Genomic DNA, 16,343 nt, shown 5'->3' with positions numbered 1-16,343 from the left:
GCGTTTTGCTTTTAGACCTTCGTTAAATCCAACATCATTTCAAGCTCATGGTGAGAAAGCTTATAAGATAGCGCTGTTGATGTATTCACTCCTTTATCGAACAAGATTTCTTCAACTAATACATTTGCCCGGATCAGGGGGGCAAATTTTTTGATTAAATTCTCGCATTCCTGGCTGCAGTCAATGTGAAGCGTAATATATTTCTCGATAGGGTAATTTAGTCTCTTACGATTATCCTGGATAAAGCGGATAAAATCGCGGATATGCCCCTCGGCAATTAGCTCTTCATTCAATGCTGTATAGAGCAGCACCTTTAACGATCCATCCTTAGCCAATTCATACCCGTCTTTTAACTGGGATTCAGTTAAAATATGCTCCTTAGTTAGTACAACACATTGTTCAGCTACATTCAGTTCTAGTAGGCCATCAGCTAGTAGCTTTTGTTTTTCAAGCTCTGTTAGGCTTTCAACAGACATTTTCACTTCGTTTACTTGCTTCCCAAATGCAGCTCCTGCAGTTTTAAAGTTTAGCTTCAGGTGAACTTCCTCCAGCCCATCTAAATTAGTTACCCAGCGAACATTCTTTACATTTAGCTCTTCCTGAATGATATTTTGATACTGTACTAAAGAGGTGTTTGAGCAAATAACCATTTCATAAAGAGGCTGTTTTACTTTTAGACTTTTGGCATTTCTTATACTTCGACCTAGCTCAACAATTTTCAGTACCGACTGCATCTCTTCTTCCAAGGTAGTATCAATCAGCACTTCTTTCGCCTTTGGATAGTCCTGTAAATGAACACTACCTCCATGTAACTGCTGGTAGATATCCTCTGAAATAAAAGGTGTGAAGGGGGCTAATAATTTGCAGACCTCACTTAGAATCTTATGCAGTGTATTGAAAGCGGCACGTTTGTCTTCCGAAAAGCCAGATGCCCAAAAGCGCTGCCTACTTCTTCGTACATACCAGTTACTAACGTCATCGACTAAATTAGCAATTTCGCGACTGGCCTGTGTTAGCTGATAATCATTCATAAAGCTAGTGACTTTATCGATTGTACTATGCAGTCTTGAAAGTACCCATGCATCCAGCTGAGTTGGTTGACCAGCTTGTTGTGAATCAAATGTAAATCCATCTATTGAGGCGTATAGCTCATAAAAATTGAATGTATTTTCGAGTGTATCAAGTAATTTGGATTTTGCTTCTTGCACAATTTTCGTGGAGAAGCGTTTTGGATTCCAGGGTGAGCTATCAACCAATAAGGAAAAGCGTAAAGCATCTGCACCAAAGGTTTGCATAAGTTCAAGGGGGTCTAATGCATTCCCTTTACTTTTGGACATTTTTTGCCCGTGCTCATCTAAAACATGACCTAAGGATAAGACATTTTTATACGGCGCCTTACCCGTGTAAAGAGTTGAAACAGCAAGCAAGCTATAGAAAAATCCTCTGGTTTGATCGATTCCCTCAATAACGACATCAGCAGGAAACTGTTTTTGGAAAGTTTCTTGCTTAAATGGATAATGATGCTGAGCGAATGGCATGGAGCCGCTGTCGAACCAGACATCAATAACTTCAGGTGTTCGCTGCATCTCGTCATGACATTTTGGACAAGTACATGTGACATCATCGATATAAGGCTTGTGAAGCTCAAGGCTTTCAGGAAGGGGCTTCGCTGCACGCATTCTTAATTCTTCAATACTAGCTGGTACAAATTCGTGATTACAGGAATTGCAAATCCAAACGTTTAATGGCGTACCCCAATAACGATTACGGCTAATATTCCAATCCACAACGTTTTCAAGGAAATTGCCAAAACGGCCATCTTTAATATGCGCGGGATACCAGGTTACGGTCTCGTTATTTTCAAGCAATTGTTTTTTTAGTGATGACATCTTGATAAACCAGCTATCTGTCGCGTAGTAGAGCAGAGGAGAATCACATCGCCAGCAGTGCGGGTAGCTATGTGTGTATTTCTCCTTATGGAAAAGGCAATTTGATGTAGCTAATAATTTAATGATTTCTACATCACACTCCTTCACAAATTTCCCTGCTAGCTCTGTAACTTCCTTCGTGTATCGACCTTGCTGGTTTACGACATTTACAAAGGAAAGTCCATTTTGCTGAATAGTCCTGTAATCATCTTCCCCATAAGCAGGTGCGATATGGACAATTCCCGTACCACTCGTTTCAGTAACATAATCAGCCATGACAACGAAATGCCCTTTTTCAACCGTTACATAGTCGAAAGGAGGGTGGTAGGCGAATCCTTCAAATTCTGTTCCCTTATGTTCACTGATCACAGCTGCCTGTGAGCCGAGAACTGTTGATAAAAGAGATTTTGCAACGATATAGATTTCTCCCTGAAATTCAGCCTTTACATAAGTGAGGCTAGGATTCATAGCGAGCGCCACATTTGCCGGTAATGTCCAAGGTGTTGTCGTCCATCCTAGGAAGAATTCATCTGCGTCTACGAGCTTGAATTTCACTGTGGCCGATAAATCCTTCACGTCTTTATAGCCTTGAGCAACTTCATGCGAGCTTAAAGAAGTTTGGCAGCTCGGGCAATACGGTGAAACGCGGTGTCCCTTATAAAGCAATTGATCCTGATGAACCTTGCTAAGAATATTCCAGACACTTTCGATATACTCATTACTTAGTGTGAGATAGGGATTGTCAAGGTCCACCCAATAAGCGAGCTCCTCCGTAAAGGAACGCCAAATCTTTTCATAGGTGAATACACTCCCCTTACATTTTTCGATAAAGTGGGAAATGCCATATCGTTCGATTTCCTGTTTGCCAGAAATGCCAAGCTGTTTTTCAACACCTAATTCAACAGGCAAGCCATGAGTATCCCAGCCTGCTTTTCGTTCAACTAAATAACCCTGCATGGTTTTGTAGCGGGCCACCACATCCTTAACCGTTCTCCCTAAAGCGTGACCAACATGGGGTAAGCCATTGGCAGTCGGCGGTCCCTCGTAAAATACAAAGGGTGTATTTTCTTTACGGTTTTGAATGGACTTCTCAAAAATCTTCTCTTTTTCCCAAAACTGTCGAATTCTTTGTTCTCGGTCTTGCAGCGATTCTTTACCCATAAAAGTCATTCCTCCTATACATTTTGTATAAAAGGCATACAAAAAACCCCGTCCCAAGTAAGGGACGGGGTTAACCGCGATACCACCCTAATTCTATTGAAGCCGGTCCAATAGCACTTAGCAACGTACAATCATACGTGTTCTTTTTAACGGTAGACACCCGGGCTCGCTTACTGATTTCAGCTAACCTTCTCAGAGAGGATTTTCATGCTACACTTGAACACTGACTTTCACCAAAATGTCAGCTCTCTGGGGAACAAGACGAAACACTACTCTTTCTCATCAACGAATTTGTATGCTTTTATTGAAACATATTGTATGCAAGTAATTGAATTTTGTCAATATTAAATTAATTTTATTTTGAGGAGATTGCGGGGGGATTTGTGGCAGGATTGCGGCGAAATAGCTTGGGCTCGGCGAGGATTGTGAGATTCGGTATCACGAAGAGGCGGTGTGACGAGTGGTATTGCTACAGGATGGTGGGGGAAATACTTCAGAAGGTAGTAAAGTGGGGGGAGATTACGACGATTGGACGAGGAAGTAGCTCGAAGGTTGTAGCAAAGCGAGCGGTATTGCGACGATGGAGAAGGGAGAACGCGGTGGAAGGTAGCAAAGAGGGTGAGATTGCGACGATGGGGCAGAGGAACCGCAATGGAAGGTAGCAAAGCGAGCGAGATTGCGCCGATGAGGCAGAGGAAACGCGGTGGAAGGTAGCAAAGAGGGTGGTATTGCGCCGATGGGGCAGAGGAACCGCGGCGGAAGGTAGCAAAGCGAGCGGTATTGCGACGACGAGGCAGGGGAACAGCGGCGGAAGGTAGCAAAGCGAGTGGTATTGCGACGATAGAGAAGGGAGAACGCGGTGGAAGGTAGCAAAGCGAGCGAGATTGCGCCGATGAGGCAGAGGAAACGCGGTGGAAGGTAGCAAAGAGGGTGGTATTGCGCCGATGGGGCAGAGGAACCGCGGCGGAAGGTAGCAAAGCGAGTGGTATTGCGACGATAGAGAAGGGAGAACGCGGTGGAAGGTAGCAAAGCGAGTGGTATTGCGACGATAGAGAAGGGAGAACGCGGTGGAAGGTAGCAAAGCGAGCGAGATTGCGCCGATGAGGCAGAGGAAACGCGGTGGAAGGTAGCAAAGAGGGTGGTATTGCGCCGATGGGGCAGAGGAACCGCAATGGAAGGTAGCAAAGCGAGTGGTATTGCGACGATTAGGCAGAGGAACCGCAAAGGAAGGTAGCAAAGTGAGCGGTATTGCGACGATGCGGCAGAGAAACCGCGCTCAAAGGTAGCAAAGTGAGCGGTATTACGACGATACAGCAACGCTACTACAAGTCATAAGTCAAATGAAAGTCAAAAAAATCAAACAAATAAAGCAAAATGAAGTTCATCCACCAAATGAAAACCTCCCCACCCAGAAGCCATCTTAAAAGTGGTATTCATTCCAAGAGTAAACGCTAAAAATATCTTACATACGGAAAATTCACGAGATTTCACGTCGCCAACACGCGATCGACTATAACGCAATAAGTTCATTAAAAAACGACACGTCAAATATCGTTTCCCTCCTGGATATTTATGTTAAAATTATCTATAAAATTTACGAGATTAGGGTGATGATTGTGAGGGATATACAGGCTTTTTTAAGTAGCTTTCAACGAGAGATGAATTGGGAAATTTCAGATGAAAATTATAGAGATTCCAAGGATTCAATTTTACATAACTATATGCTCCTAACTACAGAGGTCAGTGAGGTAGCTGAAGAGTTTAGAGGTATTTTCAATAAAACATACAAACTAGTAAATGATGAAGGAATGCATGAAAATGAGGCATTCAAAATAGCGAAAGACCTTCATAAGGAGGATATCGGTAAAGAGCTTTCGGATTGCATCGCATATTTACTGAAGTTCGCAAACTACCTGGATATTGATTTAGAAGATAGCTTCTATAAAAAAATGGACGAAATCAAAGCGAGAGTAAACAAAGATCATAGCTAGTCTATTGGGGAATGAAAAATTCCTCAATTATAGGTGGCTATTCCTAGTACATCAACTGTTACAAAGGAGAAGGGAGGTAGCTTTTACATGATTAAATCAGTGGTTTTTGATTTAGATGGCACTCTATTAAACAGAGATGCCTCTGTACAAAAATTTATAGAATACCAATATGAACGTTTAATACAATGGGTTGGTCATATTCCGAAAGAAAAATACATATCAAGATTTATTGAGCTGGATTGCCGAGGATATGTTTGGAAGGATAAAGTGTACCGACAGATGGTTGATGAATTTGAAATAATCGAAGTATCTTGGGAGAAGTTACTTCATGATTATTTAACTGAGTTCCACCATTGTTGTATCCCCTTTGGAAATTTAATAAGTATATTAGAAAGCTTAAAGGCTCATTCCATTAGGCTAGGTATGATAACAAATGGAAAAGGGCAGTTTCAAATGGATAACATAAAAGCTTTAGGGATAGAACATTATTTTGAAACAATTCTTATTTCAGAATGGGAAGGCATGAAAAAACCAAATCCCGAAATTTTTCTAAAAGCACTCAACCAAATAAATGTGGCACCTCACGAAACTATTTTCGTAGGTGATCATCCAGAGAATGATGTTAGGGCTTCAAAATCTGCAGGCATGGTAAGTGTATGGAAAAAAGATAAGCAATGGAACCAGAATCAGGTGAATGCTGATTTTATCATTGATGATTTGAAAGAACTGATATTAATTATTGAAGAGATAAATAGAGAAAAAAACTAGACGGAGGTAAAAAATGAGCATAAGAAATTCAGCAAAAGCAATTATTGTACAGGATAATAAACTGCTAGCTATTAAGAAAGAAGATAAAGATGGCTACTATTATATCTTACCAGGTGGTGGACAGGTGCATGGTGAAAATCTTCATGAAACATTAAAAAGAGAGTGCATTGAAGAAATAAATGCAGAAGTAGAAATAGGTGACCTACTCTTTTTAAGAGAATACATTGGGAAAAATCATGAGCATTTCGAATTTGATTCAAAGGTTCATCAGACTGAATATATGTTTTTATGTAGTCTGAGTGAAAAAAGCAATGATATCGGTAATGGAATTGTCCCAGATGAAGGACAAATTGGAGTGGAATGGTTACCTTTAAAAGAACTATTAAACTTTAGACTATATCCTCAGACTATGCGAAAGTACATTATTGAGCATATGGAGGGAAAAATCTTTCCTGTTTATTTAGGGGATATTAATTAAAAAGTGACTTACTTATAGTTAATGAAATTTCATAAAGGGGGACATTAAATGTTTATCGTAAATGTTGAAGGTGCAATTTATAGGGATGGAAATTGGCTATTAATTGAGCGTAGTAAGAAAGAAGAGCATGCAGGGGGAACACTTTCTTTGGTAGGCGGAAAGGTCGAAAAAGAAGGAGATTCAACTGATATCTTAGAAAGAACTCTTGAGCGTGAAATATTTGAAGAGGTGGGCATAAAGGTAAAAAATCTTGAATATGTAAATAGCACTTCTTTTGTGACTGATACAGGACTGCATGTAGTAGATGTAGTTTTTCTTTGTGAATATGAAACTGGTGAAGCCTTTGCAAAAAGTACTGAAGAGGTTGATGGAGTCATTTGGATGAGCACTAATCAAATATTATCTCATCCTGAAGTCCCGGATTATTTAAAAAGAAATCTTGAGCTTGCTCGGAAAGTCCTGAGTAAACGGATTTAGATTATTTCAAGTAAGGAGGGCTTCTATGAAAAGAATTGCAATAATCGGTTCAGGTGGTGCTGGTAAGTCGACTTTAGCAAGAAAGCTTGGGAAGCTCTTGAAGATTGAGGTTTTTCATTTGGATGCGTTGTTCTGGAAACCAGGCTGGGTGGGGGCTTCTAGAGAAGAGCAAAAAATGGTGCAAAGTGAATTAGTAGAAAATGAATATTGGATTTTTGATGGCAATTATGGTGGTACAATGGACATACGTTTAAACAAAGCCGATACTGTTATTTTTCTAGATTTCCCTCGAACACTTTGTGCGTATCGCATCATTAAAAGGAGATTCCAGTATCGAAATAAGACGCGACCTGATATGGGAGAAGGGTGCGATGAAAGACTAGATCTTGAATTCTTAAAGTGGGTCTGGAATTTTCCCAAAACAAAAAGGCTTGAGATATTGAGAAAGTTAGAATCATTTTCAAGTAATAAAGAGATTATTATCTTAACTTCCCCAAAAGAAATAAAAAGATTTTTACATACTATTGAAACAGCCGGAAATTTGAACGGCTGATGGTTTGATTATCCTTCTAATAGAATAGGTTATACCATTTATATTTATATTTATATTTATATTCTAGACTAAGCCATAAGACAAAAAGAAAGCAGCAACTATATGTGAATTAGTGATTGAAATAGCATGGGAGTGTACATTTCCCATGCTATTTTTTCATTTTAAAAGCAGTTTTACTTCCGCATAAAGTATTTCAATGCCCCGTTTTAGCTCAGCCTCGGAGCTATAGGCAAAGGAGAGGCGGATATGATGAGCGTCATTTGGTGCATAAATATAGCCGGGGTTAATAAGTACTTTTTTCTTGAGCAAGCGCATAAATAGCTCGGTCGTTACAAGAGGCTTATGGAATTTTAACCAAATATAAAATCCGCCCTTAGGTGATTCCCAAGAAGCAAGATTACTAAAATGCTGTTTTAGTAATTTCTCCGTATACGCTGCCCGCTTTTTAAGCTCAGCTTTTAAGTGGCCAATATGTTCTTCATATTTCCCTGTACGTAGCCAGTATTCGACGATTTGCTGTGAAATCGCACTTGAGCCATAATCCATTTGCATTTTTATATCAGCTAATCGTTTAATGACTGCTTTAGAAGCAATCACCCAACCAATTCGTAACCCAGGACTCAATGTTTTTGAAACGCTGCCAATGTATAGGACTTGTCCTGTCTGATCAAAGGATTTTATAGCTGGGGTAGGATTATCAAAAAGTAATTCAAAGTAAACATCATCTTCTATCATGGGTAATTGAAGTGCTTCGCTTAAATTATATAATCTTTTTTTCTCTTTTAAAGTCATACTTACACCAGTTGGGTTATGAAGACTAGGTATAGTATATAAAATGGCTTGGCGCTTTTTACGAATCCGTTCGATTGCTTCGGTAGTAAATTGGCTGTCAGTTAAAGAATAGAGATTCATGCCAAAGGATTGAAAGGTGTGAATCGAATTTAAATAAGAGAATTGATTTTGAAAAACGAATGATCCTGTTTCGAGTAACCCAAGAGCAATTAGCTGTAGTGCTTGAAGCCCTCCTGAGACAATACAAATGTTTTCAGGTGTTGTCTCAATACCACGCCTTTTAACGTATTGGCAAATCGACTGACGCAAACTAAGGCTTCCTTGGGGGGATGAATAGCCAATCGACTTCCCATCCAAATTCACCTCGCTAAGAGAGTTCTGTAGCTCAGCGGTAGGCAATAGAGAAGGACTTAGCTCACCTGTACCTAATCGTATTACGGTGTCATCTTGTTCAAATTCATTTATTAATTGAATGGTTTGGTAGTTTGCTTTGTGGATGCTAGTTTCTATGTAGTGCTGCCAATTTGTTTGTTTTTGCTTCACGAGTAAATTCCAGGAATCATTCGCTACATAAGTAGCCGAGCCAGCCTTAGAAGATAGAAGTCCATTAGCCTTCAGCTCGTCAATTGCTTCTTGAAGTGTACTGCGATTAACACCAAAAGATAGTGCGAGCTGGCGTTGGGGAGGTAATTTAGTTCCAAGTGGCCACTCACCGCTTTGTATTTGTTCTGTTATCCATTGAACGATTTGATTTGATAAGCTGGTTGCTAAGGAGCGATTTGGTTGCCAGTTCATTTGTTATCTCCTTTGAAATTGGGTGGGTAAAAATCCATCCAATTGGACCTTTTTTCTATTTATAGCACATGTATGATAGAGAGGAAAGGGGTTAGAGAGATGGAACCTTTGTTACATGGAATTTTACTTGCATTTGGACTTATTTTACCTTTAGGGGTGCAAAATATCTTCGTATTTACTCAGGGCGTTACCCAACCCAGCATAGTTAAAGCATTGCCTGCAACAATTACCGCTGCAATTTGCGATACTGTATTGATTGTACTTGCCATTTTGGGACTATCGCTCATTGTTTTGCAATTTGAATGGCTGCGTCTTGTTTTGTTAGTGGGAGGAATCCTTTTTCTTTTATATATGGGGAAGGTGACTTGGACTTCTCCCGCTGCTAATGTCGAAGGTGAAGAAGCCCTGCCGTTAAAAAAGCAAATCCTTTTTGCACTTTCTGTTTCATTGCTTAACCCTCATGCCTTATTAGATACAATTGGTGTAATAGGAACCAGTGCTATTAAGTACAGTGGGCAAGAGCAATTCTTGTTTACATTGGCTTGTGTAGTCGTGTCTTGGATTTGGTTTTTGGGCTTAGTAACTTTAGGAGCAATTTTGAAAAAATTCCACATTCCAAACAAAATTTTTATTTTATTTAATAAATGCTCAGCTCTTTTTATTTGGGGAACTGCTCTGTACTTGCTTATGGGTATTTTTAGTTAAACCCTAAAAAGGAAATCATAAAAATAAAAATGTATTTGAGCCTTTTAAAATCCTGTGTAAAAGCTACGCCTATAGGGTTTTCCACTACAAACTAGGCATTCTCACCAATACATTCGTCTAGAACACAATATCAAAGGTGCATATATTGATACTGAGTTCGACGAAATGAGGAGGTGTTTTAGAATGGGTAAAAGTGTTGGCGGTGATTTCGGTTACGGAACTGGTGAAAACGGTTCATGGTTCGCTTTATTAGTAGTACTATTCATTCTTCTAATTATTGTTGGTGCTTACTACTTCGGTGGTAGCGGTGGATACGGCTTCTAATATTTAACAAAGTAGAAAAAGCTAGCCCTCCAAATTTTTTGGAGGGCTTTAGTAATTAGTACCGTACTTTAAAGTGTCCATGATTCGGAACAGCTTTAGGGAAGCAAGCTTGTAAATAGCCCTTAAATAAAAAAGGAACTGTTTGAGTTGCTTCATAAAGGATTTCTCGATTTTTTAATAAAGGAAAATCAACCCCGGTTAAACGATAGCTGTTGAATACTACCTGATAATGTTGATGCATTCCAAGTGGCTTACCCTCGAAAACTATCTCCTGTACACGTTGCCCCACTGGCTCCTTCACATCAAATACATAAGAAATTCCGCCCCAGAAATCATATTGATAGGCTTGTTGGGTACCAGGGAAAACATTTGTACTAAAATCAATTTCGCCAGCTTTATTGAGTGCTAAAACGGCGGCACTTAACTCCATTAATTCTTTTATTTCAGCCCCTGAAAGTGAAATGACCTGTAACTTATGCTCTCGTGGAGAATTCTTAAGTAAAACCCGATTGGTTATGCTACCTTTGAACCCACCTTTCTCCAAATACAAAAGATCACAAACAGAAATTTCGGCATTTGTAGCTTTGAGCTGCATGTCATGAGTTAGCTGTATAAAAGGATGGCTAGAAAGCCTGGAGGACAATAAACCCTTATATGAATAGTCATCCTGTATGTATGTGAGCTCTTGATCTAACCATTCTTCAACTTCTGCTGGATAAGAAAATTGACTATCCTCTAGTTGATGGAAGATTGCATGACTATGTCCCTCTTCAAAATCGATTTGAACCTCGAAAAAACCATTGCTGTGAGAAGTCGGTTGAATAATCAAAGTGTTCTGCAGCCTTGTATTTATATATAAATGCTGGTGACCAGTGATAAGTAAATCAATATCCTGAATCGTTTCTAGAATTTCATTTGCTTGATTTTCACCGGTTCTCGCTTGGAATACAGCCTCTGTTGAAGGGTCCTCGGAAAAGCCTCCATGATAGGAAACGATGAGATAATCAGGTTTTTCATGCTCTTTTACATAATCTACCCAGAAATGCAGTGCTTTTAAAGCGTCCTCAAATATTAGCTCCTTCACATATCCATGCTCGTCCCACATAGGTGTAAAGTGAGTAGTAGCACCTACAATGACAAACTTTTTTTCGTTAATGTTTTGCACGTAATACGGTTTAGCGAAGTCTTTGATATTGCAGCTAATCCAAGGAAAACGACAATCAGAGCGTAATTTTTCTAGAGCTAGAAGACTGTTATGAAATTCATGATTTCCTAAAATCGCAATATCATAGATTTGATTTGCTAGCTCAATCATTGGATGCTGGCTTTTTTGGATGTGCTGATAATAAAAAGTGGCTGGACTACCATCAAGAAAATCTCCGTTATCAATTACTAAATCAGCATTTAAGGATTTCATTTGCTTGACTAATTTCTCAAAACGATCGAGTCGTCCATGGATATCACTCGTAACTAAGATGGAAAAGGACATATTTTTCACCACTAATTCTCTGTCTTTTTTTATCATATTTTTAGTATAGCAAATGAAGATTTACTCATTTACATAATATTAGAATTTATGCTACACTTATCTTCGTAAATTAAAACTATATATTGTGTTTGTTTTAACTAGGTACTACTACATGTAGTTTAATAGGGAAGTTCGGTGTAATTCCGACGCTGTCCCCGCAACTGTGATGCTGACAATGATTCGATACCACTGTGTTTTCATGGGAAGGGAATCAAAGGGTGAAGCTAAGCCAGGAGACCTGCCTAGTAAAACAGATCATTCATTTCTTCGGGGATTGAGAAATGGGGACGTACCCTTTTTCAATTCACTTAGGACGTTTCCATTTTTAGGCTATCTCTTTTCGAAGAGATAGCCTTTTTATTTTGAAAAATTACCACAAGGAGAGAGATTCGATGAAATTATATACAAAAACGGTATGTCCAAAATGCATGTGGGTAAAATCAGAGCTGGAAAAAGCGAAAGTTATAGTCGAAGAGGTCAATATCGATCATGAACCACATGAAAAAGAATTTCTTATTCAGTCAGGGTTACTAACAGTTCCAGTTTTAGAAATTGAAGGGCGCTTGATAGGGGACGTTAAAGAGATCATTTCGCAAATCGAGTTGGTTGCACAATGATTGCTTACGCAAGCAGAACTGGGAATGTACGTTATGTCGTTTCCAAAATACAGGGTGAAGCCGTGGAGATTAAAGAAGGACTTCAGCTGGACAAGCCTTATTTATTAATTACTTATACAGATGGGTTTGGAGATATTCCGACAAAGGTTGCCCAATTTTTAGAACATAATGGCTCTCTCTGTAAAGGTGTTGTAGTCAGTGGCAATAGCAACTTTGGTCATCACGTATTTGGTGGAGCAGGAGACAAAATAGTCTCACGCTATCAGGTGCCATTGGTACGGAAAATAGAATTGCGTGGATATCAAAAGGATTATGAAATGATTCAACAGTTTTATGAAACGAGGGTGATGTAATGAAGACGTATTTAAAGTTAAATAATGATGTGCTCAATCGCTATAACACAACGGGACAATTAGAGCTAGAAAAGGATCGTGAGGCTACACGACGTTACTTTTTAGAATATGTGAACGTTCGCTTGCGGTACTTTATCGATATTGAAGAAAAGCTTCGTTATTTAGTAGAGGAAGGTTATTACGAGAAAGAGTTTATTGAACTGTATGACTTAGAATTTATTAAACATTTATATAAAAAAGCATATGATTACAACTTTCGCTTTCCCTCTTTTATGAGTGCAAGTAAATTTTACGATAGTTATGCTATGAAGAGTCGTGATGGTGAAGAGATTCTTGAAAAATATGAGGATCGTATTGTGATAATTGCGTTGTATCTGGCTCAAGGAGATGCAGAATTAGCAGAACGAGCTGTGGAGGCGATGATGGAAGCCTATCAACCTGCTACACCAACAGCTTTAAATAGCGGGAAGAAGGCACGTGGGGAACTAGTAAGCTGCTTTAAGCTATCGATGGACGACTCTATGAATAGTATTGCTGAAAATATTGGCTATTGTTTGGAGCTTTCACGCCTTGGTGGTGGGGTGGGTGTTAACTTAACGGACTTGCGCCCATTAGGAGATCCAATTAAGGAAATCCAAAATCGGGCAAGTGGTGTAATACCGGTTGCTAAGCTTCTAGAAAATTCCTTTAGTTATTCTAATCAGCTCGGCCAACGTAACGGTTCGGGCGTTGTATACTTAAATATTTTCCATGCTGATATTGAGAATTTTATTTCTTCCAAAAAACCAAATGCAGATGACAAAATCCGTTTAGCGACATTGTCTACTGGGATAATTATTCCGAGTATTTTCTTTGAACTGATGAAGCGGGATAAGGATATTGTGCTCTTTAGTCCATACGATATTTACAAAGAATATGGAAAAAGAATGTCTGAAATTTCAATTTCGGAAATGTATCACGAGCTACTGGATAATCCAAGGGTTCGAAAAATTAAACGATTAAATGCGCGAAAGCTTTATACAGAAGTGAAAAAAGCGCAATTTGAATCTGGTTACCCTTTTGAAATTTTTGATGATAACGTGAATGAAGTGCACCCACTGAAAAATATTGGGCGCGTTCAAATGTCAAATCTATGTACGGAAATATTACAGGTGCAGCAAAAGAGTATTATCACAGATCAAGATGAACCGAATGACTATGGTTTGGATGTATCCTGTAATCTAGGCTCAATTGATATGCATGAGGCAAGTAAGGTAGCTGATTTTGGGAAGTTAGTTGATACGGCAATGAGGCTGTTAACGAATGTATCCCAAATGACTTATATCAAAAATGTACCATCTGTTGCTAAGGCAAATAAACTCATGCATTCAGTTGGTCTCGGTGTGATGAATTTGCACGGGCATTTAGTGACGCAAGGCATCATGTATGGCTCAAAGGAATCTATTGAATTTATAGATGGCTTTATGGAAGCTTTAAACTATTATTCTCTAAAAAGCTCGATGGAGATTGCGAAAGAGCGCGGAGAGACTTTTTATGGATTTGAAGAGAGTGAATATGCAAATGGAAACTATTTTGACTCGTATATCAATAAAGAGGAAAAGCCTTTCCAGACTGTTACAATACGAGCCCTAGGGAATGTGCCGATTATAACAGCAGCAATGTGGAAGGAGCTAGCTAAAGGTGTGAAAAAGTATGGTTTGTTCAATAGCTATAGAATGGCTGTTGCTCCTACTGGATCCATAAGTTATATAAGATCCTGCACGGCTTCCATCGCCCCCTCTACAGAACGCGTGGAGGTACGCGATTATGCCGATAGCCGCACCATTTACCCAATGCCATTCTTAAATAATGATAATGCTCACCTCTATGTTGAAGCATATGATGTCAATGCTTATGACCTAATCGATTTATATGCTGCTGCCCAAAAGCATGTGGACCAAGGGATTTCGATGACGCTCTATGTAACGGATGCGTGGACAACTGAACAGCTAGCCAAAATCTATATCTATGCTTGGATGCGCGGCATTAAATCAGTTTACTATGTACGTCAACGATTACAAACATTAGAGGAGTGTATAGCATGTCAAATATAATTTATGAGGCCGTCAATTGGAATAAACCGACAAGCGAGCTTGCACAAGTTTTTTGGGACCAACAATGGAAGCAGATTTGGTTCCCAGAAGAAATTGCAGTTAGTAAGGATGTGAAACAGTGGCAAAGCTTTGAGCATCAGGAAACATACAAAAAGGTATTTGCTGGGCTTACACTCCTTGATACCGTACAAACTAATATTGGCATGAACCAAATTGCTACCTATGCAACAGATTTACAGGAAAAAGCTGTTTTCACTGTTTTCGGGGCTTTTGAAGCCATCCATGCAAAATCTTACTCTTATATTTTCACTACTCTATGTACAAACACAGAAATTGACGAATTATTTGAGTGGGTAAAGAAAAACGAATATCTTCAGTACAAGGCAACTAAAATTGCGGATATCTACAACAATATAGAGGAAGGAAATTCAGAAAGCTTATGGAAGGCGATGTTCTCTTCCGTTATGCTAGAGTCCTTCTTATTCTATTCCGGCTTTTTCTATCCTCTCTATTTGGGCGGTCAAGGAATCCTGCGTAATTCAGCAGAGGTCATTTCGCTCATTTTACGAGATGAATCTATCCATGGAGTTGCAGTGGGCTTCTTTGCTCAGAATTTATTCAAGCAATTTTCGAAGCAGAAGCAAGAGGAGCTAACGGTTTGGGGATATGACCTTTTACTGGATTTATATCAAAATGAAATGGACTATACTGATGATTTATATGCAGAAACGGGCCTTTCCCCAGATGTAAAGGCATACGTACGCTATAACGCCAATAAGGCCTTGATGAATGTTGGCTTTGAAGCGATGTTCCCAGAGGAGGAAGTAAATCCAATTGTGATGAATGGGATTCGCAATGAAGGGTCTACTAATGACTTTTTTAGTCAAAAAGGCTCTTCCTATGCCAAAGCCAAAGTAGCATCTATTACTGATGAAACCTTTAATTTTAAAAATAGAATTTAAATATGAAACTCATAAAGGCTAAACTCTTGCTTTTGTGAGTTTTTCTTGCAATACATGTCTATATTTGTAGAACGATTTTTAAAGGAATGTAGTAATTTTTTGCGAACTGTATAGAGTAAGGGGTGATATGTATGTCAGATATAGCGGTAGTATCGGATACATCAACTGGTGAAGACCTTATTTATAATACGGTGGCAGTTAGTAAAATAGTAGGTGTTCAGGAAAGAACTCTAAGGAATTATTGCAGGCTAATGCAAAAGCATCATTACGACTTCCAAAAGAACAAAAATGGACATTTCATTTACTATAAAAAAGACATTGAAATGATTAAAAAAGTAGTCGATCTTAAAAACTCTAGCTCCCTGACGATCAAACAAGCTATAAGTGAAATCCTTGGTACAACTCCAGACGAACTAAAAGACAGTCTACAAAAAAAATTCACAGAAATGCACGACATAAACAATCTTCTAGAGGAATTTTCAGTATTTAAAAATGAGCAAATGGAATTCAATAAGAAGCTTCTTGAACAGTTAATTCAACAAGAGCAAACCTTCAAAACGAGTATTGAAGAGAGAGATAAGAAATTAATGTTTGCCATGAAGGAATCTATGGAAACAAGAAGGCAGCTTGCAGTAGCAACTGCTGAAGTAGAAGCGGTAAAGGAAAGGGAGAGAAAGAAAAAACGATGGTGGCAATTTTGGAAATGACAGAAAATCAATTTAATAGCGATTAGCGGTAGCTTGCGAATGATGATGACGCAGGCTATTTTTGTTTTTAAAGAACTATTTACCAACTACTGTAAATTGGAGTATAGTAAA

At 38.9% G+C, this 16,343-nt stretch carries 15 protein-coding genes, 1 pseudogene, 1 riboswitch and 1 other annotated feature; of the genes and pseudogenes, 12 read left to right on the top strand and 4 right to left on the bottom strand.

What is annotated here, in order from left to right; genetic code table 11:
* Positions 1–11 precede the first annotated feature (11 nt).
* Positions 12–3,089, bottom strand: coding sequence for an isoleucine--tRNA ligase (ileS, locus tag BJ095_RS08495; protein WP_235867616.1), 3,078 nt, complete (start codon positions 3,087–3,089; stop codon positions 12–14).
* Between the two features lie 57 nt (positions 3,090–3,146).
* Positions 3,147–3,384: a binding site (T-box leader), on the bottom strand.
* A 1,363-nt stretch (positions 3,385–4,747) separates the two neighbouring features.
* On the opposite strand from ileS, the gene BJ095_RS08480 reads away from it, so the two are divergent.
* The 5 genes from BJ095_RS08480 to BJ095_RS08460 all read left to right on the top strand — a co-directional run bounded on the left by BJ095_RS08480 (position 4,748) and on the right by BJ095_RS08460 (position 7,356).
* Complete coding sequence (locus BJ095_RS08480) at positions 4,748–5,080, top strand: MazG nucleotide pyrophosphohydrolase domain-containing protein (protein WP_235867615.1); 333 nt, start codon at positions 4,748–4,750, stop codon at positions 5,078–5,080.
* Positions 5,081–5,167: 87 nt separating this feature from the next.
* Positions 5,168–5,848, top strand: a complete 681-nt coding sequence (locus tag BJ095_RS08475) for an HAD family hydrolase (RefSeq protein ID WP_107934671.1) — start codon at positions 5,168–5,170, stop codon at positions 5,846–5,848.
* Between the two features lie 13 nt (positions 5,849–5,861).
* Positions 5,862–6,326, top strand: coding sequence for an NUDIX domain-containing protein (locus BJ095_RS08470; protein ID WP_107934672.1), 465 nt, complete (start codon positions 5,862–5,864; stop codon positions 6,324–6,326).
* 48 nt (positions 6,327–6,374) lie between these two features.
* The gene (locus BJ095_RS08465; protein ID WP_107934673.1) at positions 6,375–6,803 is read left to right on the top strand and encodes an NUDIX domain-containing protein; all 429 of its coding nucleotides are present in this window, start codon (positions 6,375–6,377) and stop codon (positions 6,801–6,803) included.
* A gap of 25 nt (positions 6,804–6,828) precedes the next feature.
* Positions 6,829–7,356, top strand: coding sequence for a DNA topology modulation protein (locus BJ095_RS08460; RefSeq protein ID WP_107934674.1), 528 nt, complete (start codon positions 6,829–6,831; stop codon positions 7,354–7,356).
* A 156-nt stretch (positions 7,357–7,512) separates the two neighbouring features.
* Here BJ095_RS08460 and BJ095_RS08455 read toward each other — a convergent pair whose 3' ends face one another.
* Positions 7,513–8,943: an aminotransferase-like domain-containing protein gene (locus BJ095_RS08455; RefSeq protein WP_107934675.1), complete on the bottom strand. Its 1,431-nt coding sequence runs from the start codon at positions 8,941–8,943 to the stop codon at positions 7,513–7,515.
* 99 nt (positions 8,944–9,042) lie between these two features.
* On the opposite strand from BJ095_RS08455, the gene BJ095_RS08450 reads away from it, so the two are divergent.
* Together BJ095_RS08450 and BJ095_RS08445 are read left to right on the top strand one after the other, a co-directional pair.
* On the top strand, positions 9,043–9,648 hold the full coding sequence (locus BJ095_RS08450; RefSeq protein WP_107934676.1) for a LysE/ArgO family amino acid transporter: 606 nt from the start codon (positions 9,043–9,045) through the stop codon (positions 9,646–9,648).
* A gap of 183 nt (positions 9,649–9,831) precedes the next feature.
* The gene (locus BJ095_RS08445) at positions 9,832–9,972 is read left to right on the top strand and encodes a YjcZ family sporulation protein (RefSeq protein WP_107934677.1); all 141 of its coding nucleotides are present in this window, start codon (positions 9,832–9,834) and stop codon (positions 9,970–9,972) included.
* Between the two features lie 55 nt (positions 9,973–10,027).
* On the opposite strand, the gene BJ095_RS08440 is transcribed toward BJ095_RS08445, so the two are convergent.
* Complete coding sequence (locus BJ095_RS08440; protein WP_107934678.1) at positions 10,028–11,497, bottom strand: bifunctional metallophosphatase/5'-nucleotidase; 1,470 nt, start codon at positions 11,495–11,497, stop codon at positions 10,028–10,030.
* 86 nt (positions 11,498–11,583) lie between these two features.
* Positions 11,584–11,760, top strand: a riboswitch (cobalamin riboswitch).
* Positions 11,761–11,892: 132 nt separating this feature from the next.
* On the opposite strand from BJ095_RS08440, the gene BJ095_RS08435 reads away from it, so the two are divergent.
* The 4 genes from BJ095_RS08435 to nrdF are packed head-to-tail and all read left to right on the top strand — an operon-like array spanning position 11,893 to position 15,525.
* Positions 11,893–12,117 carry a glutaredoxin family protein gene (locus BJ095_RS08435; RefSeq protein ID WP_107934679.1) on the top strand — a complete coding sequence of 75 codons (225 nt, stop codon included), beginning with the start codon at positions 11,893–11,895 and terminating at the stop codon, positions 12,115–12,117.
* Positions 12,114–12,470: a class Ib ribonucleoside-diphosphate reductase assembly flavoprotein NrdI gene (nrdI, locus tag BJ095_RS08430; RefSeq protein WP_107934680.1), complete on the top strand. Its 357-nt coding sequence runs from the start codon at positions 12,114–12,116 to the stop codon at positions 12,468–12,470. The genes BJ095_RS08435 and nrdI overlap by 4 nt, the downstream gene beginning before the upstream one ends.
* The gene (nrdE, locus tag BJ095_RS08425; protein ID WP_107934681.1) at positions 12,470–14,563 is read left to right on the top strand and encodes a class 1b ribonucleoside-diphosphate reductase subunit alpha; all 2,094 of its coding nucleotides are present in this window, start codon (positions 12,470–12,472) and stop codon (positions 14,561–14,563) included. The genes nrdI and nrdE overlap by 1 nt, the downstream gene beginning before the upstream one ends.
* A complete protein-coding gene (nrdF, locus tag BJ095_RS08420) occupies positions 14,551–15,525 on the top strand; it encodes a class 1b ribonucleoside-diphosphate reductase subunit beta (protein ID WP_107934682.1) in 975 nt (324 codons plus the stop codon). The genes nrdE and nrdF overlap by 13 nt, the downstream gene beginning before the upstream one ends.
* On the opposite strand, the pseudogene BJ095_RS19530 reads toward nrdF, so the two are convergent.
* Positions 15,522–15,629, bottom strand: a pseudogene (locus tag BJ095_RS19530) (hypothetical protein); the annotation flags it as partial. The gene nrdF and the pseudogene BJ095_RS19530 overlap by 4 nt on opposite strands.
* A gap of 27 nt (positions 15,630–15,656) precedes the next feature.
* Between BJ095_RS19530 and BJ095_RS08415 the strand changes: the two are divergent.
* Complete coding sequence (locus BJ095_RS08415) at positions 15,657–16,232, top strand: MerR family transcriptional regulator (RefSeq protein ID WP_107934683.1); 576 nt, start codon at positions 15,657–15,659, stop codon at positions 16,230–16,232.
* Positions 16,233–16,343: the final 111 nt, after the last annotated feature.

Origin of the sequence: Ureibacillus chungkukjangi, from assembly GCF_003217295.1 — a bacterium.
GTDB classification, from domain to species: domain Bacteria; phylum Bacillota; class Bacilli; order Bacillales_A; family Planococcaceae; genus Ureibacillus; species Ureibacillus chungkukjangi.
Note: the sequence above shows the minus strand (reverse complement) of the source record. Positions and strands in the feature narration are given on the sequence as shown.